Annotated in this window: 19 protein-coding genes; 11 read left to right on the forward strand and 8 right to left on the reverse strand. The window is 44.8% G+C overall.

Translation table 11 applies throughout. From position 1 onward, the window contains the following. Positions 1 to 130 precede the first annotated feature (130 nt). The 3 genes from MHI21_RS10015 (at position 131) to MHI21_RS10025 (ending at position 3,103) form a co-directional block, all read left to right on the forward strand. Positions 131 to 1,972: an adenine deaminase C-terminal domain-containing protein gene (locus MHI21_RS10015; RefSeq protein WP_342419937.1), complete on the forward strand. Its 1,842-nt coding sequence runs from the start codon at positions 131 to 133 to the stop codon at positions 1,970 to 1,972. Between the two features lie 125 nt (positions 1,973 to 2,097). Continuing rightward, positions 2,098 to 2,679, forward strand: a complete 582-nt coding sequence (locus MHI21_RS10020) for a Crp/Fnr family transcriptional regulator (RefSeq protein WP_342419938.1) — start codon at positions 2,098 to 2,100, stop codon at positions 2,677 to 2,679. Positions 2,680 to 2,761: 82 nt separating this feature from the next. Beyond that, positions 2,762 to 3,103 (forward strand): darcynin family protein, encoded by a 342-nt coding sequence (locus MHI21_RS10025; RefSeq protein ID WP_342419939.1) that lies wholly within the window; start codon positions 2,762 to 2,764, stop codon positions 3,101 to 3,103. A 138-nt stretch (positions 3,104 to 3,241) separates the two neighbouring features. On the opposite strand, the gene MHI21_RS10030 is transcribed toward MHI21_RS10025, so the two are convergent. Beyond that, positions 3,242 to 4,090 carry a copper amine oxidase N-terminal domain-containing protein gene (locus MHI21_RS10030; RefSeq protein WP_342419940.1) on the reverse strand — a complete coding sequence of 283 codons (849 nt, stop codon included), beginning with the start codon at positions 4,088 to 4,090 and terminating at the stop codon, positions 3,242 to 3,244. Between the two features lie 245 nt (positions 4,091 to 4,335). Between MHI21_RS10030 and MHI21_RS10035 the strand changes: the two genes are divergently transcribed. Both MHI21_RS10035 and MHI21_RS10040 read left to right on the forward strand, forming a co-directional pair. Beyond that, positions 4,336 to 5,610 (forward strand): ABC transporter substrate-binding protein, encoded by a 1,275-nt coding sequence (locus tag MHI21_RS10035; protein ID WP_342419941.1) that lies wholly within the window; start codon positions 4,336 to 4,338, stop codon positions 5,608 to 5,610. A 33-nt stretch (positions 5,611 to 5,643) separates the two neighbouring features. Next, on the forward strand, positions 5,644 to 7,347 hold the full coding sequence (locus MHI21_RS10040; protein ID WP_342419942.1) for a methyl-accepting chemotaxis protein: 1,704 nt from the start codon (positions 5,644 to 5,646) through the stop codon (positions 7,345 to 7,347). Positions 7,348 to 7,442: 95 nt separating this feature from the next. Here the strand turns inward: MHI21_RS10040 and MHI21_RS10045 are convergent, their stop codons facing one another. Next, entirely contained in the window at positions 7,443 to 8,717 is a 1,275-nt protein-coding gene (locus MHI21_RS10045) for an oligosaccharide MFS transporter (protein ID WP_342419943.1), read from the reverse strand. 482 nt (positions 8,718 to 9,199) lie between these two features. Between MHI21_RS10045 and brnQ the strand changes: the two genes are divergently transcribed. Continuing rightward, positions 9,200 to 10,558, forward strand: coding sequence for a branched-chain amino acid transport system II carrier protein (gene brnQ, locus MHI21_RS10050; RefSeq protein ID WP_342419944.1), 1,359 nt, complete (start codon positions 9,200 to 9,202; stop codon positions 10,556 to 10,558). 15 nt (positions 10,559 to 10,573) lie between these two features. Here the strand turns inward: brnQ and MHI21_RS10055 are convergent, their stop codons facing one another. Continuing rightward, entirely contained in the window at positions 10,574 to 11,494 is a 921-nt protein-coding gene (locus MHI21_RS10055; RefSeq protein WP_341161750.1) for an AraC family transcriptional regulator, read from the reverse strand. Positions 11,495 to 11,675: 181 nt separating this feature from the next. Here MHI21_RS10055 and yicI point away from each other — a divergent pair, with 181 nt between their 5' ends. Then, positions 11,676 to 14,000, forward strand: coding sequence for an alpha-xylosidase (yicI, locus tag MHI21_RS10060; protein WP_342419945.1), 2,325 nt, complete (start codon positions 11,676 to 11,678; stop codon positions 13,998 to 14,000). Between the two features lie 143 nt (positions 14,001 to 14,143). Here the strand turns inward: yicI and MHI21_RS10065 are convergent, their stop codons facing one another. After that, positions 14,144 to 15,097 carry a serine hydrolase gene (locus MHI21_RS10065; protein ID WP_342419946.1) on the reverse strand — a complete coding sequence of 318 codons (954 nt, stop codon included), beginning with the start codon at positions 15,095 to 15,097 and terminating at the stop codon, positions 14,144 to 14,146. A 270-nt stretch (positions 15,098 to 15,367) separates the two neighbouring features. Here MHI21_RS10065 and MHI21_RS10070 point away from each other — a divergent pair, with 270 nt between their 5' ends. Continuing rightward, positions 15,368 to 17,086 (forward strand): HAMP domain-containing methyl-accepting chemotaxis protein, encoded by a 1,719-nt coding sequence (locus MHI21_RS10070; RefSeq protein ID WP_342419947.1) that lies wholly within the window; start codon positions 15,368 to 15,370, stop codon positions 17,084 to 17,086. Between the two features lie 90 nt (positions 17,087 to 17,176). Further along, on the forward strand, positions 17,177 to 18,487 hold the full coding sequence (locus MHI21_RS10075) for an MFS transporter (protein WP_342419948.1): 1,311 nt from the start codon (positions 17,177 to 17,179) through the stop codon (positions 18,485 to 18,487). An 80-nt stretch (positions 18,488 to 18,567) separates the two neighbouring features. Here the strand turns inward: MHI21_RS10075 and MHI21_RS10080 are convergent, their stop codons facing one another. The 3 genes from MHI21_RS10080 to fsa form a co-directional block, all read right to left on the reverse strand. After that, complete coding sequence (locus MHI21_RS10080) at positions 18,568 to 19,767, reverse strand: MFS transporter (protein WP_341161747.1); 1,200 nt, start codon at positions 19,765 to 19,767, stop codon at positions 18,568 to 18,570. Between the two features lies 1 nt (position 19,768). Then, the gene (locus MHI21_RS10085; protein ID WP_342419949.1) at positions 19,769 to 20,224 is read right to left on the reverse strand and encodes a MarR family transcriptional regulator; all 456 of its coding nucleotides are present in this window, start codon (positions 20,222 to 20,224) and stop codon (positions 19,769 to 19,771) included. Positions 20,225 to 20,426: 202 nt separating this feature from the next. Next, complete coding sequence (fsa, locus tag MHI21_RS10090) at positions 20,427 to 21,074, reverse strand: fructose-6-phosphate aldolase (protein WP_013309811.1); 648 nt, start codon at positions 21,072 to 21,074, stop codon at positions 20,427 to 20,429. A gap of 185 nt (positions 21,075 to 21,259) precedes the next feature. On the opposite strand from fsa, the gene MHI21_RS10095 reads away from it, so the two are divergent. Both MHI21_RS10095 and MHI21_RS10100 read left to right on the forward strand, forming a co-directional pair. Next, positions 21,260 to 21,970 carry a CBS domain-containing protein gene (locus MHI21_RS10095; RefSeq protein WP_165175733.1) on the forward strand — a complete coding sequence of 237 codons (711 nt, stop codon included), beginning with the start codon at positions 21,260 to 21,262 and terminating at the stop codon, positions 21,968 to 21,970. Positions 21,971 to 21,993: 23 nt separating this feature from the next. Further along, a complete protein-coding gene (locus MHI21_RS10100; RefSeq protein WP_341161745.1) occupies positions 21,994 to 22,614 on the forward strand; it encodes a TraX family protein in 621 nt (206 codons plus the stop codon). Between the two features lie 91 nt (positions 22,615 to 22,705). Here MHI21_RS10100 and MHI21_RS10105 read toward each other — a convergent pair whose 3' ends face one another. Continuing rightward, on the reverse strand, positions 22,706 to 23,704 hold the full coding sequence (locus MHI21_RS10105) for a polysaccharide deacetylase family protein (protein WP_103047942.1): 999 nt from the start codon (positions 23,702 to 23,704) through the stop codon (positions 22,706 to 22,708). Positions 23,705 to 23,708: the final 4 nt, after the last annotated feature.

Genomic DNA, 23,708 nt, shown 5'->3' on the forward strand with positions numbered 1-23,708 from the left:
GGACAAATGCCTTAGAAACCCATGCGATGCTTGAATAGATGTAGAGTTGGCTGGCATTATGGAGCGTATTCCAGTAACATAAGCAAATAAGCAAAACAGGTAAGAAGCATAAACGGAGGTTACAAACGTAATGGACATGAAGAGTGTATTTCAACGCCCGCCGCTGGCGGACTGTGTACCCGAGTTGGTAGCTACAGCTAGAGGAGAGCGCAAGGCATCGCTGGTGATCCGCGGAGGAACACTGGTCAATGTGGTATCGGGCGAGTTGCTGCCGGGCATGTCTATTGCTGTGCAAGGTTCTCGTATCGCTTACGTCAATAGGGACGTCAGTCATACGATTGGAGAAGACACCATAATCATTGAAGCGGAAGGCCGCTATATGGCACCGGGGTTACTAGACGGACATTGTCACATCGAAAGCACACAGCTGACCGTAACGGAGTTCGCTAAGGCTGTACTGCCGCTGGGAGTGACGGGTGGTTTTTTTGACCCGCATGAAATTTCCAATGTACTGGGTCTAAAAGGGCTTCGTCTGATGCTGGACGAAGCACGTACGACACCGCTGGCTGCTTACATGCAGGTGGCTTCTTGCGTCCCGTCCACAGGTCCGGAGCTGGAAACGACGGGTGCCTCCTTCGGCCCGGCGGAAGTCGCAGAGGCGTTAAGCTGGGGCCCGGATATGATCGGGCTGGGCGAAGTCATGAATTTCCCTGGTGTCGTCTATGGAGACGATGTGATGATCGGGGAAATTCAGGCCACGCTGCGCGCGGGCAAGGTGGCGGATGGCCATTTTACATGGGCCTCCGATGATTGGCGTCTGCCGGTCTATGCAGCCGCGGGAATTACGGGCGACCACGAGTGTGTCACGCCCGAGGATGTAGCCGAGCGTATCCGGCTCGGCATGTATGCCAAGATGCGGCAAGGCTCCGCATGGCATGATGTGGCCGAGACGATCCGAGCCAGCACGGAAATGGGTCTCGACACGCGCCGCATGATGCTGGTAACGGATGACCGTAGCGCAGAATCCCTGCTCCATGAAGGGCAGATGGACTTCGTCGTGCGTCATGCCATTGCACAGGGCGTCAAGCCCGTAACCGCGTTTCAGATGGCCACGCTGAATACGGCAGAGCGCTTCGGCGTGGCAAGGGATATCGGAGCGATCATTCCGGGTGCGATTGCCGACATTATTTTGCTTGATGGCCGATTGGCCGAAGTGAATGTGACGGCTACCATCGCAGCGGGCCAGCTGGTGGCCGAGCACGGTCAAATGGTCGCCGATTGGGACGGCTTCGTTTATCCTGCGGAAGTGATGGACACGGTCCACCTGGGACGAGAGCTGAGTGCTGCAGATTTTCGCATTGCGGCTCCAGTACAGGAGGGGAATGTACCTGTACGGGTGATTCGTGTTACGGAAAACCACGTGGACACGAAGGAAGTGCGAATGACCGTTCCGGTCCGTAATGGAGAAGTCACGGCAGATCCTGCACAGGATTTGTGCAAAATAGCCGTTTTCGAGCGCCATCATGCCAGTGGCACTCACGCGGTGGCACTTGTGACAGGTGTCGGCTTCATCGAGCCGGCTGCGATTGCCATGACCGTCGCGCATGATAGCCACAACCTGCTCGTCATTGGTAATGATGACGAGCTCATGACCCAGGCGGCGAAGCAGGCTGTTGCCCTGCGTGGTGGCGTGGTGGTCGTATCCGCCTCGGGTGAGACGCGCTTCCCGCTGCCTATCGCCGGGCTGATGTCCCCAGCTCCGTTTGCGGAGGTAGCTGCGCAGTCCGAAAGTATCAGCCGGGCGCTTCAGCAATCCGGCTGCATGCTGAACAACGCGCTGATGACACTGTCACTGCTCGCACTGGTCGTTATCCCTGAAATCCGTCTGTCGGATCAGGGGCTTGTCGTGATCGGAGCGGATGGCATCCGCAAGGTATCTCTTTTTGTGGAAGAGGATGCTGCGGAAGTCTGATAGAACACGTCGCTGGGGGTTGTCCTGCAGGTCTGCTTAGACCTGAGGGATAACCCCTGTTTTTCATATACGAAGTCAAAAAAATATCTTCGATTCCTTTATAAAAGTCAAGGAGCGGTGAGCAGATGCATCCCTATTATCGTTCATTAGAAAAAATGGCTCATCATGCCTCGATTATAGAGCAGGATTGGAACAGGTTTGTAGAGCAAACCTGTGTGAAGCATATTCAGCAGGGAACGGTTCTCATTGAAACGGGTGAGCCTGTGAAACATGCCTATTTTTGTTCAGAGGGATTATTCCGTTTATTTTATACATTGGCAGATGGCAGAGAATATAATGTTGGTTTTTCGCCAGAAGATGATTACGTAACCTCTTATGGGGCTATGATCCAAGGAGAACCATCCACTTTTTCGATTGAGGCCATGGAAGATTCGGTCGTCATTGAAATTCCATATCACGTATTAAAGGAGCTTATGGATACAAGCCATATGTGGGAAAGATTCGTCCGTAAAAGTGTAGAAAGACTTTATATTCGAAAAGAAGAACGGGAGCGCGAATTATTGTATCTTTCCGCTAAGGAGCGTTATCATGCTTTTCTTCTCAAATACCCCGGATTGGACAAACGAGTTGCCCAATATCATATAGCTTCGTACATAGGCGTCTCTCCTGTATCACTTAGTCGTTTGCTGCGTAGTGATCCGCATTAACCTATGTTAATGAGACTTTGTAGACGAGCAGCGTACAATAATGATAAATCATTCAAGCTTCACCAAAAAAGGAGATAGGCATATGCGTTATATGATGATTGTATTGTTGGAATTCTACCCTTCCTGGTTGGCTTTGCCTCGAGAAGAACGTCGAAAACATGCGAGGGCCTTGCAGGCTACCATTCAAAAATATAGCGAACATGTTCAGGTTCGTTTTTTTGATGCAGAAGCACTGCCTGGAAAGGACTACACCGATTTCGTCGTATGCGAAACGGAGGACATGAAGCAATATCACTATATGTGGGAAGAAATTCGCGATTCGGAGCCGTATACCAAAGGATACATGAAGATTAAAGATGTAGTGATAGGTATGGAAAATGCTTTTCAGTCCTATGAGTCAGAAATGCTACAGATGGAAAAATAACGTCATTCCGCTTCTATGTAAAATGAAGAGTTCATCTATATACGGTTAAAAAAGGCGAATTCCTGTGCTGCTTATGTTCAGCTGGGAATTCGCCTTTTATCTTTTGGAGACAAAAAAGTGTAATAAGAAAAAATCACATTATACAACTGTGTTACTTATAATCTTCAGAAAACCGTTTTTCCCAGCGGTATCCATTAACTGATTAATGGATTTTCTTGCGGTATCGTTAAACAAATACCACTCATCTTTCGATACGTCATGAATCAAAATCTCTGGATATTCTGTTGAAAGTTCAGATGGAACAGGACTAATTAAAGAATAAATATCAAAACGAACTAAACTTTTCCCTTTTTGGCCTAAAAAATCGTATTGTGCATTTTTATAATAAGATCCAGGTGTGTCAAGAGTTAAGCTCCAAGAATAGTTTTCAGGTGCTTCGACCTTTTTACCTATGTTTTTTGCGAAAATATTATAAATGGTTTCATTATATGCATTGCCATGAACTTGCTGAACTACGCCGCCCATAAACATATGGTATTCCTGTTGAAGTGCTTTTACTTGTACACGGTTTATGAACAATGGTTTAGTATCAACAGTCACTGCAAAGTTGCTGTAATTAACATTGCAGCCAAACGCCTCTGCAATAAAACGAAGTGGAACATATATGCGATTATTTTTCGTATATGGTTTTACATCAAGCAGCATCTTTTTACCATTTTTCTCCGCTATGCTTCTGTTTACTGCTAATTTTACTTTCATCTCGCTTTTAGCGAGAATAACCTCGGAATCGGACCATTCGACACTAGCCCCCAAACTTTCGCTCATAACACGTAGAGGTACCATAGCGCGTTTATTCTTCATTTCGGGCTTCACATCGGATGTAATAGCCACACCGTCAACTTTGATCTGATTTTGTGCTGCATAAGTAGTGGACGATGAAATAAATAAAAAAATTGCAAGAAAAGCCGCAAAGAATGCTTTTTTCATAAATGATTGCTCCTTTTTTGGTTAAATTTGTTGCGCAGTAACTTTCCCCCATATTAAGACGCAACTGGATAAAAAAACGTTGCGCTGTCCTGTCCGTTAACTTAACGTAACAACCAGTTTGTACTATTTAATTACCTTCCGATATTTACCAACTAAAAATTGCTAATCTTCCTGGAGAATTATGTCGATAACATTGAATATTATTCATAAAATTTATAAAAGTAAATCCTTAGGGGGGAAAGTTAATGAGAAAACAGCTAAAAGTTGCGATTTCTCTAGTATGTTTAATGATGTTTATAGGTTGTTCAGCTTCACCAGTATCACAGCAGACGACCAAGATTACACTTTTGAATTCCAAATCAGAAATAAAAACCCAATTAGAAGAAGTAGCAAAACAATACAATCAAGAGCACCCTGAAGTATCTTTGGAGATTATAACCGCTCCTGAGGGGACGTCTGCATATCAAAAGCTGATGTCGATGTACGGCTCAGGAAGTCCCGCTACCATGTCGATGCTGGATCCTGGGGATGCTCAGCAATTTCTGGATAAAGCCGTTGATTTAAGCAAAGAAAAGTGGGTAGCTGATACGATAGAAAATGGACTTGGCGCCGTTAAGAAAAGTGATGCTGTGCTGGGGTTTCCATTTGCAGTGGAAGGCTACGGATTAATTTACAATAAGAAAGTGCTGGACAAAGCAACAGGTGGGGCTTTTGATGCTTCCTCGGTAAAAAGTAGAAGCAACCTGAACTCATTAATGGCTAAGATTCAGAAGACGGGAGTAGCACCGGTCATGCTATCACCAATGGACTGGTCTCTCGGCTCACATCTTTTAGCTCTGTCTTATTCTGTTCAGCCTGGGGGTTTTCCAGAATTTGTTAAGGGTATGCAGAACAACTCCATCGATATGTCCCAAAACAGTGTAATGACTGGATGGGTACAAACTTTAGATCTGCTCAAGGATAACAGCATCAATAAGAATTCGCCTTTGGACAGCACGTATGACGATGGAGCCAAAGCATTAGGAGAGGGAAAAGTGGGGCTTTGGTTTATGGGCAACTGGGCTTGGGCTGGGATTAAGAGCAATGATACAGCAAATGAGGAATACGGTTTTTTGCCCCTTCCGTTAAGCGATAATACGGATGACCCTAACAATGCTAAGATTACAGTCGGTGTAACAAAGTATATTTTCATTGACTCCACAGCTACCACACCTCAGGAGCAAGAGGAAGCAAAGAAGTTTCTGAACTGGCTGGTATACGACAAGTCCGGACAAGAATTTCTGGTAAACAAGGCTAATACGGTACCTGCGTTCAAAAATATTGATTTAGAGCCTGCCGATCCTTTGGGACGATCAATCAAGTCGTATATCTCGACCGGAAAGACACTACCGTTTATGGCAACCCTTCCACCTGATCATGGGGGCATCACAGGAGCATCTATCCAAAGCTACATCAGTGGAAAGATAGATAAGGCTGAGCTGTTGCGCCAAATACGCATATACTGGAAAGCTCAGCAGTGATGATACGAGACCAGTTACGGGAGGAAGATAAAGATGTTTAAATTAACGTTAAAGAAAAAAATAATTAGTGCAGCGCTCATACTGGTTATCGTACTGTCCCTTTCAAGTGTTATAGGCGTCATTAAGATGTCAGAAATGGGTGAGGCTTCTGACAAGGTAAATAACAGGTCTTTACCCGCGGTTATTCTTCTTCAGGGTATGGATAAGCAGATTACAGAAATCGATAGACTCACCGTTCGATTGATACTTGAAGAGGATGCGGCTGTTCGCAGTACTTATCAAGAAGAACTAACCAAAGCTACAGCTTCAATGGCTAAGAGTGTAAATGAATATCAAAGTTTAGCCTCTACGGCAGAGGAAAAAGAACTGTTCACCAACTTTTATGGTCAGTGGGCAATGTATCTTCGCCATCTAAAGGTGGTTTCCGCTGCCATGGAAGAAAACGACAAAGTGATGGCCTACATGATCATTCATGGAAATTCTTCTATTTATAAGGCAGCATTAGAAGATGTAAATAAACTGAAGCTACTTAATGAGCAATACGCAACTGATGCCGCTAATCAATCGAGTCAATCTTACCATTCAGGTAGAATTTTGATGATTTCTCTAACTATCATATGTACGATCCTTGGAATCATCGGTTCTTTTTTACTGGCTCAATCGTTCACTAAGCCCATATTAAAGATAGCGGAACAGATAAAGCTGGTAACGAGGGGGGACCTGCAAGTGGAGCCCCTTAGAGTCCAGTCAAAAGATGAGGTCGGGGAACTGGCATCCGATTTTAATGAAATGTGCGATTCACTGCGCAACCTTTTAAAGGAAGTTGTGGATAATTCCTTACTGGTTGCCTCTACGGCTGAACAGTTAACGGCCAGTGCGGAACAGACAAGCATCGCTACCGAGCAGATAGCTATAAGTGCCACTCAAGTCGCAGAGGGATCTCAGACACAGCTTGCAGATATAGCTGAAACGCTGAATTACACGGTAGACGTTTCTAAAAGTGTAGACAACATAACCAATCGCTTTGTTCATGTGGCTAATCTCACAACCCAAGCACAAGAAAAAGCAAACAACGGGAAAACCCAAATGTCTTCGACTGTCTCCCAAATAAGAGATGTGCATACCAAGGTAACTCAATCCGCTGAAGTGGTAAATATTCTAGGAGAAAAGTCTGCGGAGATCAGACAGATCACAGCTATGATCCGTGATATAGCAGCCCGAACCAACTTGCTTTCAATAAATGCGAGTATAGAAGCTGCGAGGGCGGGAGAGCAGGGAAAAGGGTTTGCGGTTGTCGCTTATGAAGTACGCAATCTGTCGGCACAAGCAAGTGAAGCAACAGGCAAGATCTCTTCGCTCGTCAACGAAATTACCTTAAGAACAGATGAAGTTGTGATTTCAATGAATGAAGGTGTTCAATCTCTGAATGAAGGTATGATGCTTGTCGAAGGTGTAGGTAACGTTTTTTCTGAGATTGTAGGTGCCGTTGAAGAAGTGAGCGGTGAGGTGGACACGGCGGCTTTAGAAGCAAGATCCGTAAATGAAGGAACCGTTTCTATGGTTGAATCGATGAAGAAAATTGCTGAAATCTCCGAACGTGCTGCAGATTCTACTCAAACAGTCGCAAGCGTAGTCGAGGAAACTACCGCATCCATGCAGGAAGTGTCAGCAGGTGCTAACATGCTTGCCAAGAGAGCGGAAGAGATGAATCAAACGGTGTCGGTATTCAAGATTTAAAATAAGCTTCAAATCAACTGGAGTTAAGAGCGGCAGCCGTGGACGAGAAAAAAAGTCCTAGACTGCCGCTGTTTTGTTAAGCTCAAACCATTAGATTACGAATGAACGGCTTCAGCTTTTTTGGCTGCTCTTTTCAGATCCTGTTTACGACGTTCCTCCAGAAACCGCTCCCCATTCTTCTTGTCTGCTGTCAGTGTAAAGCAGGATATGATGGTGAACAGGCCTGCAATGGAACCCAGAATTACATAAGTTATCGGGAAATTTAATACTTCATACATATGCCCCACAATGGGCGAGAAAATGGAAACCACCAGGGAGCCCATAAACAAATACAGCAGGTACATGGTGGAGGACAAGCGCTGGTCGAAGTTAACGGTAATGTATTTGAAGATGGCTACCAGAATAAGCGGTTTCTCCAGGGAGTGAATCATCTTCATTGCAGCTACCCATATGGAACCGAATGGCAACGAAGAGCCGATAATACGCAAAGACATGATCGACCCGGCAATAATTAATGCCCATTTGGCGGTCGTTTTGTTCACAAACCAAGGGGTAACGAAAAGGAACACAAATTCCAGGAAAACCTGCACAGCGCTCAAATCGCCAAGGAATTGATTTCCTTCCGCTTTGGAACTGAACTGTGATACGAAGTATGTGGCAAATTGTTGGTCATATACCTCATAGATTTGGGTCACGCCAACCATGAATAGCATAAGAAACCAGAACTTTTTGGTACGCACGAGATGCAGCACATCAATTAGCTTCAACGATTCTGTTTTCTGCTGCTCCTGTCCGGAAATTTCGACTTTGGTCAGGAAGATGCAGATCATGGCAACAACGGCAGATACCGAGGCAATCCAGAAGGTCAGATTTACATTGATATTGATGACCCGTCCTGCAACAAAAGTAGCCGCCGCCCACCCAAGCGAACCCCACATACGAACCCGTCCGTATTCAAAGCCGTATTTACGCGAAACTTTGTCCATATACGAATCGACGACACCGTTACCTGCATTAAATACCAAGCCGATAAATAGCGCACCAACAATGGCACCAATGACGAACTGCGTTTGTAGTAATGGACCGTACACATAAATAAAAAAGGGTCCGACGAGCAAAAGAATCGTAAAGAGTATGTACAGCAGATGTTTTCTCAAGCCCAGCTTGTCGGATAAGTAACCGAACAGGGGCTGCATGATCAAGGCCACGATTGAGTTAGCCGCATATAGAAATCCCGTGTAGGTTTCTGAAATTCCCAGGCTTTGTCCCAGCCAAATGACAAAAAAAGACATGGCGGCAGACCATGTAAACAGATAAGCGAAGTTAAAAATACTCATAGACCAATAGTTGCGTTTTGCCAAATTCATCATGTTTAGCACCCCTTCAAATTGTAGCCGCTCAATGTGTTGTCAACGTCAATATGTATTGTCAATACTATTAATTGTAAGGATTTTTCATTCGCTTCCATAGGGCATTTTCCCAAGATTTCCTGTGCTTATTTCAATCAGTTGAGGATTTGAATAAAACAGCAGATCCTGATATGGATTAAATTGGGCTCAAACTTTTTTAAATATGTTGAAGAGGAATAGTACTATATCTACATCTTGTAAGAAATAAGTCCTAAGTGTAAAATTCTCTTATAGTTCATTAAGCTCACTAAGTTCATTCTGCAAGTACAAAGTTACTTGAAATACTGATCGTATATAGAGTATTGTGTAACGATGAGTTAAGACGAAACCCACTCATCCTAAAGGCACGGGTTATCACTAGGCTCTATTAACATATATTATACAAATTAAAAAGAAAACGAATAAAAACAAAATGTTGTGAGTTCGTAGTTGGAGGATTTATTATGTCGAAAAGTGTTTCTTCGTCCTTTATTATCATTATAGGCTCAATGCTATTTGCCTTATTTTTTGGTGCAGGGAATCTAATCTTTCCACCTATGCTTGGGCAAATGGCTGGAAAGAATGTATGGATAGCCAATGCGGGTTTCTTGGTTACTGGAGTTGGCTTACCATTACTAGCCGTCACAGCCTTTGTTTTTTCGGGCAAAAGCAATTTGCAAACTTTAGCGAGTCGTGTACATCCTGTCTTCGGCCTTGTCTTTACAACAATCCTTTATCTAGCCATCGGGCCTTTATATGCAATTCCTAGAACCGGTAGTGTGTCATTTGAAATTGGAGTAAAACCTTTTTTTTCAAACAATGCAGATCATCCTGTCGCACTTTTTGTATTTACTATCCTTTTTTTTGCAGTTGCATGTTTGTTATCACTTAATCCTACAAAAATTATTGATGTAATCGGAAAGTTCCTAACACCCATTAAATTGACATTCATTGGATTACTTGTGATTGTAGCTATTATTCACCCAATAGGAAAATTCCAAGAACCTGCGGAAGGTTATACATCGAATGTCTTTTTCAAAGGCTTTCAAGAGGGTTATTTAACATTGGACGCTCTTGTAGCCTTTATTTTTGGAATTATCATTGTGAATGCAATTAAGGATAGAGGGGTTACTACAAAAAAAGAGTTGATGATCATTTGTGCCAAAGCGATAGCAATTGCGGTTATACTCTTAGCTTTTATCTATACGTCTCTTTCATACATGGGAGCTTCTAGCGTTGAAAAATTGGGTGTTTTAGGAAATGGCGCTGAGGTGTTAGCTAAGGTTTCCTCCTATTATTTTGGATCTTACGGTTCTATTCTATTAGGCTTAATGATTACAGTAGCGTGTTTAACGACAAGTGTGGGGCTTATCACTTCCTGCTCTTCCTTTTTTCATGGATTATTTCCAAAAATCTCTTATAAAAGAGTTGCTCTCATGTTATCTATATTTAGTACCCTTGTAGCCAACATAGGTTTAACACAGCTCATTAAGGTTTCAACGCCAGTATTAATGGCAATATATCCTATTGCTATTTCTCTTATATTTTTAACTTTTTTACATCCCGTATTTAAAGGGAAATCAGAAGTATATCAGGGCAGTTTGATATTAACCTTTATCATTAGTTTATTTGATGGCTTGAATGCTGCTGGAATAAAAATCAATGTAATTAATGATTTTTTCACTCATCTTCTTCCATTATATAATGTAGGGTTAGGGTGGTTAGTTCCTTCTGTTTTGGGAGGCGTAGCTGGCTACATATTTACTAAGTTAAGAGGAAGAAAAATAATTTTAGTACTTATGAAGCCCAAAAAAAATAAATGATTTATCCTATGCATATTAGTCTGTTATATAAGGGACAGCAAGCGCCTGATCTGCTTCGTGCTGCTTACGGTACTGCGAAGGGGTCAGGCCGTTCCATTTTTTAAAGGTCGCAATAAAATAGCTTAGATTGTCAAAACCAACATCCAGCGCAATATCTACTACTTTACGATCACTTTGCTCCAGCAGCCTGCAAGCCTTTTGAATCCGATGATAGTTGATGTATTCTACCGGACTTTTCTGAACCATCTGCTTAAAAAAACGGCAAAAATGCCCCTCACTCATTCCAATCTCATCTGCGATCTCCCGTAAACGTATAGGTTCATGAGCATGACTGTTGATATACGCCAGCGCTTTTTTGATCCGTTCAACTTTGTTGCGTTGACCCGCCATAATCACATCCTCTCCGTTAGCAGGGGTCATGTGTGGGTACAGACAGGCGATCATGCTATAGAGCTGCGCCTTGGTCGCCAATTCACGGGCAGGCGCATTCTGCTCATGGCTGGTGATAATGTGTCGCAATGCAGCCAGCACCTCTTGCTCCCAGGGCTGCACGCCGCGAATGTGAGGGGGAGGGACAAGCTTTTTACTGATAAATGGGTCAATAAACTGCGTTTGCACCGTATCCTGCGTGCGGCTGTGCAGCATGTCGGGGTGAAACACCACCGCAGAAAATACGCAACGAGCGCTTTTTTGTAAATAACCTGCATGAAGCTCGCCGCTGTTGACAAAAAGAGCTTCACCTTCGTTCACCTCCGTATAGACCATATCCGTCTGAAATATGGCGCTCCCCTGTTCCACTACGATAAACTCCATCTCCTCATGCCAATGGGACTCCAGTACACTATTTCCATTTAGCTGCTCTACGCTCGGATATACGCTGACCGGATACATGGGATTGCCGTGAATTCGATTTTCCCGCAACATTTCTCTTTGCATTTCTATGACTCCTTTTCCGCAAACTGATTTATATATAAAACATCAAAATATTGATACAATACGTCAAAATAAAAGAAGTAAACCCTTACATAAATCAATATTATTATAGTAAGGATTTCGAAAAAATCCAATAAGCGATTTGGGATTAAGAAAATAAAGATTGAAGCGGAGGAAGAAACAGATGAAATTTACTGATGGCTATTGGATGGTTCGCAAGGGCTATGAAATACAAAATCCTGCTGAAATCCGTGATATTGTGACGGACGATGCTTCCATGACGGTATATGCAGCCACCCACCGGATCGAGCATAAAGGAGATACGCTGAACGGAGCGTTGCTGAAAGCGACCTACAGCTCGCCTATGCCGAATGTCATTCAGGTGCGTCTGAACCACCATAAGGGACGGGTGCATCAGGGACCGAATTTTGAAATTCACACCTTGCCAACAGAGGTAGACATTACGGTGGATGAGGACGTAGCGGTACTGAAAAGCGGCGATCTGAGTGTGCGAGTCGGCCGTGGGAAGAGCTGGGATGTAGGCTTTTATGTCGAGGATCGCAAAGTCACAGGCAGCGGACATCGGGGACCAGGCTATATTACAGACCCGCAGGATCAGCCTTTTTTCCGGGAACAGCTGGAGTTGGGCATCGGTGAGTACGTATACGGACTTGGAGAGCGTTTCACTCCATTCGTAAAAAATGGCCAGGTGGTTGATATCTGGAATGAAGATGGCGGGACTAGCAGTGAGCAGGCATATAAAAACATTCCATTCTATCTATCTAATAAAGGGTATGGTGTGTTCGTCAACCATCCAGAAAAGGTATCCTATGAGATTGCATCGGAAAATGTATCAAAGGTTCAGTTTAGCGTCTCCGGCGAATCGTTAGAGTATTTTATTATTGGTGGAGCTAACCCTAAAGAAGTACTGGACAATTACACCAAGCTGACGGGTAAGCCTGCATTACCACCAGCCTGGACCTTTGGTTTGTGGCTGACCACTTCGTTCACAACAGATTATGATGAAGCGACAGTGAACCATTTTGTCGACGGGATGGCTGAGCGGGATCTGCCACTCTCGGTATTCCATTTTGACTGCTTCTGGATGAAGGAATACCAATGGTGCGATTTCCAGTGGGATCAAGACATGTTCCCAGATCCGGAAGGCATGCTGCAGAGATTGAAGGCAAAGGGTCTCAAAATTTGTGCATGGATCAATCCGTATATTGCGGAAAAATCCATTTTGTTCGATGAAGGTATGGAGAATGGTTATCTGGTCAAAACCGCCGATGGCAGCGTGTGGCAATGGGATATGTGGCAGGCGGGGATGGGGCTGGTTGACTTCACGAATCCGGCTGCAGTCGCCTGGTACCAGGATAAGCTCAAGGTGTTGGTAGATCAGGGGGTGGATTGCTTTAAAACTGATTTTGGCGAGCGCATCCCTACCCATGTGGTATATCATGACGGCTCTGATCCAATGAAGATGCATAATTATTATACGCATTTGTACAACAAGGCTGTATTTGATGTGCTGGAGGAAAAGCTGGGTAAAAATGAAGCCGCGTTATTTGCGCGTTCCGCTACAGCCGGGGGGCAACAGTTCCCGGTTCACTGGGGCGGAGACTGCTCGTCGACGTATGAGTCGATGGCGGAATCCTTGCGAGGCGGTTTGTCGCTTGGTTTGAGCGGCTTCGGCTTCTGGAGCCATGATATTAGCGGCTTTGAGTTAACGGCTGCGCCGGACGTGTACAAACGGTGGGTACAATTCGGGCTTCTGTCCTCTCATAGCCGTCTGCACGGAAACGAATCCTATCGCGTGCCCTGGCTGTTTGATGAAGAATCAGTCGACGTGGTGCGCAGTTTTACAAAACTCAAATGCTCGCTAATGCCATACCTGTATCCTTCTGCTGTGGAATCCTCAGAAAAGGGACTGCCGATGATGCGGGCTATGGTATTGGAATTCCCGCAGGACCCAACCTGTGCAACGCTGGATCTGCAATACATGCTGGGGGATTCCATTTTGGTAGCCCCGATCTTTAATAAAGAAGGCAATGTGCAGTATTATGTACCAGAGGGTCAGTGGACAAATTTACTTACGAATGAGAGCGTGTTAGGTGGTCGTTGGGTTAACGAGCATCATGATTTTACAACTTTGCCTGTGCTCGTGAAGCCGAACACACTGTTGGCAATCGGTCATGAGAACAGTCGTCCGGATTATGATTATGCTGATCAAGTGGCGCTTCATTTGTTTGAACTTGGTGAGGGGCAACAGGCTCGAACGATTATCGTGAATACGTCAGGTGAAGAAGAGCTAACGGTTACTGCTAGCCGCAAGAATTCTGTCATTACGGTGAAGGCAGAAGGTGCTGTTAAACCATGGTCGATAGTCCTGCGCGGTATCCACGAGGCTGTTCAAGTGGAGGAAGGCAGCAGCCAGTCGGGAGAACAGGGTGTAATCATTACACCAGCTTCCAGCGGACAGCAAGAGCTTACGATTCACTTGGGCTAGGTAAGGCGCTAGAAAGTGGATGAAGTATGTCATAATGTAGCGATTATATGCAAAAAAAGGCTTGCCTGATCCAATAGGCAAGCCTTTTTTGATGCAGATTTTTGATAGAGACCAGTTGCAACTTTTAGCTTTGGTATTTATTTCTATTTATTCTGCTGGAGTAGCAGCGGTACAATATACTGCCGGAAAATATCTACAGGAGTCCTTTTCTTTTTAAATCTATCAGCGGTAACGACAACAACCATGTCATACGACGGGACGACAACAATATATTGCCCACCAAAGCCGAGAGCGTAAAAATAGTCCGTTTCAGTTCCTATCTCTGTTTCATCTGAAAAGGAAGAAGTCCACCAGTGCCAGCCGTAAAATGCCTTTTGTGGTTTGGCAGCAGGAAGAAACGGACGGGTTGAATATCGGACTGTCTCTGTTTGGATGATGTGCCGTCCTTCCCAGCCTCCTTCGTTCAGATAAAGCCGCCCGAATTTTAGCATGTCCATCGGCCTGAGATGCAGTCCGAATCCACCCGTATGAGTACCCTGAGGATCGGTTTCCCAATGATAGCTTTCGATACTGAGCGGTTGGAATAATTGCTGCTCGGCAAATTCAGCAACTGTTTGTCCAGAAACATTACGTAGTATGGTGGCCAAAAGTTGAGAACAGCCAGAACTGTATTCCATTCGCGTACCTGGCACATCCGATAATGGCTGTGAAAGCACAAATTGCACCCAGTCTGACGTTTTGCTCATGGTAGGAAAAGAATTTTGTCCGCCAAATTCCGTCCAGTTAAAGCCTGCGGACATCGTCAGCAGATGTTCAATCGTAATATCACGCTTTCGAGAATCACTATCTTTGGCCAACTGGGGAAAGAATTCGAGGATTGGCGTCTCCGGTTTCGGTCCTCGTTGCTGGTCCATAGCGATACAAACTAATGCAGAAATCACGCTTTTGGTACAGGAATTTATTTTATAGAGTTCGTTAGCAATTTGAGGTTCACGATAATAATTCATGATCATGTTACCCTGCTGCTCAATAAGGCAGCTGCGGGTTTCCAATTCGTTAAGCACGTGAATAAGCGGTTTTAGTTCCAGACTTTTCATGCAGATCCTCCTTGAGGCTTATGGCATAGCAATACATAGTATATCATTTTAATAGTCCGAAATTCGAAGAGTACAAACTGAAAACAGTTCATTTACTAATTTTGAATTTTTTTGTTCTTTGATATTAAAAAAGATATATATGTTCACTGAATAGACACAAGTATATTTAAAAATCTATACACTTTTTCTGTTTCATTCAAAAAAACAATCGAATAAAACGATATATAGTAAGTTGGACATTTTATTCAGAAATAACTGGGGGACCGATTCATGAATTTAACAATTAAGGCCAAAATGATTCTTAGCGCGATACTGATTCCGAGTGTGATTGCAGCTATGCTGCTGACCAATTACATTTTAAGCGTACATAGTGAGAATGAGTACAAGGATATTATGAGTCGTGAAGAGGCTATTGCGTATAACTCGAAGTCTCTTCAATTTTTGTTAAACGGCATATCTAATGATGAGCGGGCATATTTGCTAACTCGTGATGAACAGTACGGGCGAGAGATCGGAAACAAGCAAAGTGAAGTTGCAAAGTTGCTACAGGAGACAGAAGCTCTGCTTAATACAGGTAATGAGGATTCTAAGAAAAAAATGACTGATCTCAAGACGGGGATTAATACTTACATGAATCAAGTTCATCGTTTACTGACTACAGCGGGGTATCAGAGTACAAGAGACGATGCTTTCCCGCCATTTTCTGATTTGCTCGATGATTTTGAAAACGAACGGGTGTTGCGTAAGCAACTTGATACCAAGGTAGTAGCCTTTGTCAAAGCTCAAGAAGATATGGTAACGGTGAAAGTACAGCAAGCGCACCAAACGATGACGAATACATCCTTGATTACGAGTATTGTAGGACTTCTAGTTATCATTTACAGTATTGTTCAATCCATCGTTTTGATTCGTTCCATTCGTCCATTACACCATATGAATGAGCAGCTGTTGGAAATGTCTGAAGGTGGGGGAGATTTGCGTAGCCGACTGGATATTACGACCAAAGACGAAATCGGTATGATTGCAAGCTCCTACAACAAGCTTATTGAGGGGTTCCGCAGTATTATAGTGGATGCTCAGGATACGGCGCGTACATTAACCGTAACCGCAGAGCGGGTTAGCGTAAGTACAGAGGAAATGAATCAGGCCAATCGTCATACTTCCGGTGTAATGGAAGAGCTAGCGGCTGGTATGGAGCATCAGGTCGATGATATTACACAAACTACAGATACCGTGAAAGAGCTAGCCCACGAACTGGAGCATATTGCAGCTACAAGCCAGCAGGTGTACGAGTTATCTGATACAGCCGCTAAAGATGCAGAAGCAGGAGAACAATCTATAGGTCAGGCTATGCGTCAGATGGAGAAGGTAAGCGAAAGTGTAGACAGCTCTGCACGTGCTGTGCGTTCACTTAGTGAACAGGCCGAACAGATTGGCATGATTGGAGCTGTCATTACCGGAATAGCCAAACAGACAGGAATGCTAGCGCTCAACGCGTCGATTGAAGCGGCAAGAGCCGGAGAGCAGGGGAAAGGATTTGCTGTTGTAGCCTCTGAGGTAAGAAGATTAGCCGAGCAGGTATCAGTTTCAGCAGCAGAAATCACACAATTTGTGCAAAATATTCAGGAGCATGTTGGAAATGTTGCTTCCAGTATGCAGACAGGGACGGTTGAAGTGCAGTCTGGCGTAAAGGTCATGCAATCCGCAGAAACCGCATTTCGTCAGATTGGAAGTTCCATTCAACAGGTCAGCGAACAGATTCACAGTGTAAATCGGTCCGTAGAACAGATGTCCGGCGGATCCGAGCGAATGGTGGAAGCAGTAGAACGTATTCGTGAAGTAGCAGAGCAGTCGGCAGGGGGAACCCAGAGTGTCAGTGCGGCGGCTGAAGAGCAACTGGCTTCCATGGAGGAAATTGCGTCTTCCATTCATACACTGGCGGATATGTCGCAACTTCTGAATGCAAGGGTCGGTGGATTTAAAGTGTAGCCGCATAAATTCCCACCAATGTAAACACAATAACATCTGTTGAACGAATCAGAACAGCTGTGTTATTACTTTTGCAAAGGTGGTAACGGGATGCAACAAAATAAAGGGAATCTGCTTGCGTTAGGTTCCATCCCGCTGATGATGACGCTGGGTAATTCCATGCTGATTCCAGTTTTACCGGAAATCGGACGTAAGCTACATGTAAGCTCTTTTCGGATTAGTATGTTGATTACAGTATATGCGGTGGTGGCCATTTTACTGATACCGATTGCGGGCTATCTTTCCGACCGATTTGGCCGTAAGGCGGTGATTGTTCCCTGTCTGATTCTGACTGTGATTGGAGGGGGGATTTCTGCGGTGGGGGCATGGCTGCTTCACGACTTGGCAGCTTACTGGACCATTATTGCAGGCCGTCTACTCCAGGGTGCGGGAGCGGCAGGGGCTTTTCCTATAGTCATTCCGCTTGTGGGCGATCTGTACGAAAATGAGGATGAGGCCAGCAAAAACCTAGGGGTAGTTGAGACCTACAACACATTTGGTAAAGTCCTAAGTCCGATACTCGGTGCTGCGTTGGGAGCTGTTCTATGGTTTTTGCCATTGGCGGTGATTCCGGGCCTCTGTCTGATTTCGCTCATTTTAGTGCTTTGGCTGATTCATGTGCCCAAGCGTAAGAACCAACCGATTATGTTTCGAGAATTTGTGGGAAATGTGAAGCAAGTGCTTGCCGAAAAAGGACGCTGGCTCTATGCTATTTTCGCCATGGGCGGTATTTGTATGTTTGTCATTTTTGGCGTCCTGTTCTACTTATCCGACATACTAGAAAGTCGTTACAACCTTCATGGAGTGTGGAAAGGTTTTGTGTTAGCCATTCCGCTGATTTCCCTCTGTCTGTGCTCATATGTAGGAGGCAAGATCATCGGCAAGCACAAAAAGCGCATGAAGTGGATCGGTTTCAGTGGTTTGGCCTTATTGACGATCAGCTTTGCCATTCTCGGATTTTTCCAAAATATTTATGCGGTGATCGGATTGTTTACGTTAGGGGGCGGCGGGATTGGGCTCGCACTGCCTTGTTTGGATTCCCTCATTACGAAGGGAATTGAAAAAGAGGAGCGCGGAACCATTACTTCGTTGTATAGCAGCATGCGCTTTGTCGGGGTATCGTTAGGCCCTCCGGTTGTTTCATTGCTGCTGAGTCGCAGTGGACATGGTCTGCTTTTTGGCGTGATGGCCGCAGTGGGAGGCATTGCAGCTATGCTGATGCTGTTTGCGGTCAGACCCAAGCAGGATGAACCCACAGATGACAAATCCACTGACCCTATGAATGTGGATAAGGGGCTAACAGATGTGTCCCGAGAAAAGCCTCTTTCTCCCAAGCTAAGACGCAAAGCTCCTGTTAAATAAGAAATAAACACCCGTTGTCCATGAAATCATGGCAACGGGTGTTTTTGAAAACTGAGCAAGTATAAACTAAATCTATAGTCTTACCCTCCTAGAGGGACATGCGTCTTAGGCTTACGGCTCGCGACGATTTGTATGACATAGATCAGTAAGAACAGTACAATAAACAGCGAGGAAAGACGGTACATCCACGCATAATCACTTGCTTTGGCGATAATGCCAAGTATAAGCGCTCCGGCTGCAACACCGAAATCGAGGGAATTGAGAAACATTCCGTTTGCCATACCCCTCTGTTTAGGAGACACGACCTGAATCATCCAGGTTTGCAGGGTCGGCTGCATGACACCAAACCCGATACCGTAGCAAAGAGCAGACATATACATGAAGACATCACTGTGCGCGTAGGAAAGCAGGATCAGACCGCCAATTAAAAACAGAGAGCCGGGGATGAGCAGTGCTTTTGCCCCCTTTTTGTCATAAATACGGCCCGAGAAGGGACGCACGATCAGCACGGATACCGCATTAAACAGAAAAAAGTAGGCCGGGTGCGCCAGATTTGCTTCATCCCCGTAAAGCGCCATAAAGCCGAGTAGCCCACCATATGTGATAGACATCAGCATGTTCAACAAGGCGGGAATCCACAATTTACGGTTAAATGCCGGTTTTCGCCCTTCTTCCAAAGGAACCATAGGTGGTTCGATGTGCCCCTTAGGTAGTGTACGAATCAGCCAGTAAGCCAACGGGAATATCACAACAATTACAGCTGCTGTCGTATAGGCAAGCAGGTTGAAACTCCCGTATTGCAGCATCGAAATGCCGATGGTTGGCCCAATCGACATCGCTAGACTGGTGGACAGACTAAAGAAACCCATTCCTTCACCGAGACGTTTGGGCGGGATGACATCAGAGGCCATCGTTGGAAAGGCCGTACTACTCATACCGAAGCCGATCCCAAATAACATCCGCATGAGCAGAAGCACTGTAATCGTCGGCGAAACACTGTACCCCAGCGTTCCTGCCAATGCAAATAGCAGGCCCACGAAGATCAGGGTACTGCGGTGTCCTTTTTCCAGCATACGGGCTGAAAAGAGTCGTGCTGCAATCGCACTTAAAGCGAATAAAGTGGTAACGAGACTGACCTGAACGGAACTGGCGTGGAATGTATTTTTCACATAAGAAGGAATAGAAGATAGGATCATCTGTAATTCCAGAAATAAAAATAAATTGGAAACCGTAAGAACGATAAATTCCTTGGTCCAAAGAGGTTGCTTGCCTTGTTGCATATTAATCGTTCTCTCCTTGTTTTTCTGATTCAGTCATGTTGGCGTGAATTTGTAAAAGAGTCCGGCGGAATTGCTTCAGATCGGCCGAGGAAATTCCTTTTACAAAATCGTGATTGGCATCACGTTCGACAGGAAGAGTCTTCTCCACAATCTGTCGGCCTGCTTCAGTTAAATGAAGCAGATAGGCCCGACGATCCTGCGGACTATTCACACGCCGTACCCAGCCCTTCTTGTCCAACAAATCAATAATTCGAGTTGTGGTAGGCTGGTCCTTCACGGCCTTAGCTGCAATTTCTTTCTGATTTAAACCCTCAGCCTGATAGATTTGGTACAGAACAGACCATTGCTCTGGGGAAATATCATAAGGTTTGAGGCGCTGCAAGAGCTGCTGACTCATTTTGCGGTGAGTAATCCCGAGCAACATCCCAATGGAACAATCGGGAGGCAAGTTATTCATAGGTACTCCTTTCCGTTTCCCGTACATAAATTACTTCGAAATTAATTAGTTGTTATAACAATTATATGAACAACAAGTTATTTTGTCAAAAAAAGTTGTTCAGCGTTTTGGGTTCTGCCATCGCTAAAGCCAAAATAAAAAACAGCCCGTAAAATACAGGCTGTTTGGGTTGATATAGTATCGTTTTGCCATGACTGGCGAATTAAGCTTTAGGTACAGTTTCCCAGTCCTTTAGGAAGCGTTCGATACCGCTATCTGTCAGCGGGTGTTTCCACAGAGAAGGGAGCAAGGAACCTGGAATGGTGGCAATATGTGCACCAGACAGAGCAGCATCTTCTACATGCTTAATATTACGGATGGATGCGGCGATGATTTCGGATTTCAGACCATGAATGTCCAAAATTTGTCTCAGCTCACGAATCAGCTTCATACCATCAACAGCAATATCATCTAGACGTCCTACGAACGGGCTGATAAAAGTAGCGCCAGCTTTGGCTGCCATCAAACCTTGAGCCGCGGAGAAAATCAGTGTTACATTCGTTTTGATTCCGTTCTTGGTCAGCTCGTTACAAGCGTACAAGCCGTCTTCGGTCATAGGAAGCTTGATAACCACGTTCGGTGCCCACTTGGCGATATCATAAGCTTCTTTGAGCATATCCTCAGCCTTTAGACCAATAACCTCAGCACTTACAGGACCTTCAACGATACTGCAAATCTCCTGAATGACTTCCTTGAACACTCGACCTTCTTTAGCGATCAGTGAAGGGTTCGTTGTTACACCATCAACCAGACCCAAACGTTCAATACGTTTGATTTCTTCAATGTTACCAGTATCCAAGAAAAATTTCATTTGATTTCCTCCTCAGGTTTATATAATACATAATACATATTACATGCGATGTACAATAGTTCATTTAAATGTAGCATATTGCACACGTTAAACTTATAATTAGTATGTATTACATTCTTAATTGTGACACATTTTAAATTTGAAAACAAGCTGTGTATGATTAAAATTTGATGAATTGTCGGAAGATGCTGAAATTTATCGATCTATGCTCGTCTATAATGTATACTACCCCACTCCATAAGGAGGTAATCATTATTCAACTGTCTGAAAGACAGCGGGAAATTGTTGATATTGTCCGGCGTCTGGCACCTGTTACGGGGGATAAAATTGCTGAAACACTGGGACTGACGCGTCCGACTCTCCGTTCTGACCTTGCTCTGCTCGTTATGCTCGGGCTGGTGGATGCCAAGCCGAAGGTAGGCTACCTGCCAGGACGTTACCCCAAATATGATAGTCATATCGGCAACATGCTCAAAAAGCTGACTGTGGCAGATATACTTAGCGATCCGATTTTGATTTCCGGTGACACGACCGCCTATGATGCGGTGCTGATGCTGTTTCAGCAAAATACAGGCGCGCTGATGGTCACAGGGGAGGAGCAGGAGTTCATTGGGATTGTTACCCGCAAGGATTTGCTGAAGGTCATGCTGGGGCATACCGATCTTCACACCGTCCCGGTGACCATGGCAATGACGCGCCGGGCCCAAATGACGACGCTTGCTCCAGAAGACACTTTACTGGAAGCGATATCGAGACTGATTCGGCATCAGGTCAATTGTCTTCCAGTTTTGGACGAGCAATGTAGCTCCTCAACTTCAATTCGGGGGTTGGTAGGACGGGTTACGAAAACGGATATCATGAACGCCATTCTGAGCTTGACAGAAGAAAAAACGTAAAACATTGAATAAGGGGGCCTTGTATGTACTGGTTGGCCATGCTGACGATGCTGATTGACCATGTCGGGCTTGTGTTTTTTCCGACGGATCCGGCTTGGAGAATTGCCGGCAGGCTTGCTTTTCCAATCTACGCGTACGCGCTGTATTTGGGATATACTCATACCCGAGACATACGGAGCTATATGCTCCGTCTACTCGGACTGGCTCTGATTTCTCAAGTTCCCTATATGCTAGCGTTTGATGTGCTTAGACCGAATGTAATCTGGACGCTATTGGCCTCATTGCTCGCGCTGGCTGCTGCATCCCGCTTGAAGCATTGGACAGCTGTAACGGTTCTGTACGTCCTTTCAGCTCTGGTTATGGAGCTCAGCCAGATGGATTACGGAGCCTATGGACTGCTGTTGGTTCTCATTTATCGATACACCCGTTCATATATGATGATTGCAGCCCATTTTATTTTGAACGTAGTGTATGATATGGTGCATCACGCGAATCTCCAACACTTTAGTCTGCTGTCCAGCATTCTGATCGCATGTTTTGCAACTGGAGAAAGCGGATTTTATAATAGGGTACCGCGCTGGTTGTGGCGCAGCTTTTACCCGGTACATCTGGCTGTTATCGCTGCAATTCGTATCTGGCCCTAATCTAACATCTTATACAGCAAAAGAACCTTTAAAACCAGGACATAAATGGTTTTAAAGGTTCTTTTGTTTTCTTTATTAAGCTAGCCAATGTTTAGGATACCTTGTTGGGACCTTGGGCAAAAGGAAGTGGGCGAAGGGGAGCACCTTCCTTCATGTATTGCACCAATACTTCTGGAATATTGTGTATTCCACCTGCATTGACGCGATAGCCGTTCGTTTGCCCTGGCGAGTTAATCCCCCGCTTCACCGTGAACGTAACGTCAATTCCCAAGGAACGGCAAATTTCCAGCGTCTCCTTGGTATACCCACCATAAGGGAAGGCAAGTACATTCTGATCATTGTGTAGATGCTTGAACAGCTTCTTGTCAGCCATGCCCAAGTCGGTATAAATCCGCTGTTTGAACTCATTCTCGGTTTCCATTCGCCCCAGCTTTTTCGAATACACCGGACCCATCAGAAGTGGCTTTTGTTGGGTGCGCGCTGTGTTGGAGTATCCGTAAGCATGCTGGTCATTGGTATGGTTGTAAAAATCAATACCCTCGGCATGCATCTGATGAATTTGATCCCATGTCAGCTTAGGAATTCCAATATGTTTGGGATTGCTGATCGTGGACGTGATGAGAAAATTGGTTGCCGGTACCTGGTACTTTTTCAACACAGGAAAAGTGTCCGTATAAAAGGACTCATAGCCGTCGTCGAATGTCATAAGTACTGCATTATCAGGAACCTTGGCTTTATGTAAAATAAAGTCCGTATACTCTTTCATCGTGATCCAGTGGAAGCCGTTAGCTTTCATTTCGTCCAACTGCCTCGTTAAATTACTAAGCTTGAGAGCGCCGGGATCAGGTGGAGTCTTGGTCACCTCATGATACATCAGGACAATTACTTTGTTTTGGTAATATACTTTATCTGGTGTAGGCGTCAGTGAGAATAAATGGCGTACCAGTCGATCTGCATGAGCTGTACGTGTACGATGAGTCCCTTTAACTGTAGGGGTGTGGTATATGCTACGTGCTTCATACACCAAAATCCCTAAAATAGCCAACAAACTTATGATTAGCAACGTTCTTTTAAAAAAAGTGTGTTTCATTGAA

The organism is Paenibacillus sp. FSL H8-0168 (assembly GCF_038592955.1).
Taxonomy (GTDB): Bacteria; Bacillota; Bacilli; order Paenibacillales; family Paenibacillaceae; genus Paenibacillus; species Paenibacillus polymyxa_B.

Bases quoted from the DNA above. Each gene is read 5' to 3' on its own strand.
- MHI21_RS10015 (WP_342419937.1), top strand. From the start codon at position 131: ATGGACATGAAGAGTGTATTTCAACGCCCGCCGCTGGCGGACTGTGTA.
- MHI21_RS10020 (WP_342419938.1), top strand. From the start codon at position 2,098: ATGCATCCCTATTATCGTTCATTAGAAAAAATGGCTCATCATGCCTCG.
- MHI21_RS10025 (WP_342419939.1), top strand. From the start codon at position 2,762: ATGCGTTATATGATGATTGTATTGTTGGAATTCTACCCTTCCTGGTTG.
- MHI21_RS10030 (WP_342419940.1), bottom strand. From the start codon at position 4,090: ATGAAAAAAGCATTCTTTGCGGCTTTTCTTGCAATTTTTTTATTTATT.
- MHI21_RS10035 (WP_342419941.1), top strand. From the start codon at position 4,336: ATGAGAAAACAGCTAAAAGTTGCGATTTCTCTAGTATGTTTAATGATG.
- MHI21_RS10040 (WP_342419942.1), top strand. From the start codon at position 5,644: ATGTTTAAATTAACGTTAAAGAAAAAAATAATTAGTGCAGCGCTCATA.
- MHI21_RS10045 (WP_342419943.1), bottom strand. From the start codon at position 8,717: ATGATGAATTTGGCAAAACGCAACTATTGGTCTATGAGTATTTTTAAC.
- brnQ (WP_342419944.1), top strand. From the start codon at position 9,200: ATGTCGAAAAGTGTTTCTTCGTCCTTTATTATCATTATAGGCTCAATG.
- MHI21_RS10055 (WP_341161750.1), bottom strand. From the start codon at position 11,494: ATGCAAAGAGAAATGTTGCGGGAAAATCGAATTCACGGCAATCCCATG.
- yicI (WP_342419945.1), top strand. From the start codon at position 11,676: ATGAAATTTACTGATGGCTATTGGATGGTTCGCAAGGGCTATGAAATA.
- MHI21_RS10065 (WP_342419946.1), bottom strand. From the start codon at position 15,097: ATGAAAAGTCTGGAACTAAAACCGCTTATTCACGTGCTTAACGAATTG.
- MHI21_RS10070 (WP_342419947.1), top strand. From the start codon at position 15,368: ATGAATTTAACAATTAAGGCCAAAATGATTCTTAGCGCGATACTGATT.
- MHI21_RS10075 (WP_342419948.1), top strand. From the start codon at position 17,177: ATGCAACAAAATAAAGGGAATCTGCTTGCGTTAGGTTCCATCCCGCTG.
- MHI21_RS10080 (WP_341161747.1), bottom strand. From the start codon at position 19,767: ATGCAACAAGGCAAGCAACCTCTTTGGACCAAGGAATTTATCGTTCTT.
- MHI21_RS10085 (WP_342419949.1), bottom strand. From the start codon at position 20,224: ATGAATAACTTGCCTCCCGATTGTTCCATTGGGATGTTGCTCGGGATT.
- fsa (WP_013309811.1), bottom strand. From the start codon at position 21,074: ATGAAATTTTTCTTGGATACTGGTAACATTGAAGAAATCAAACGTATT.
- MHI21_RS10095 (WP_165175733.1), top strand. From the start codon at position 21,260: ATGCTGAAATTTATCGATCTATGCTCGTCTATAATGTATACTACCCCA.
- MHI21_RS10100 (WP_341161745.1), top strand. From the start codon at position 21,994: ATGTACTGGTTGGCCATGCTGACGATGCTGATTGACCATGTCGGGCTT.
- MHI21_RS10105 (WP_103047942.1), bottom strand. From the start codon at position 23,704: ATGAAACACACTTTTTTTAAAAGAACGTTGCTAATCATAAGTTTGTTG.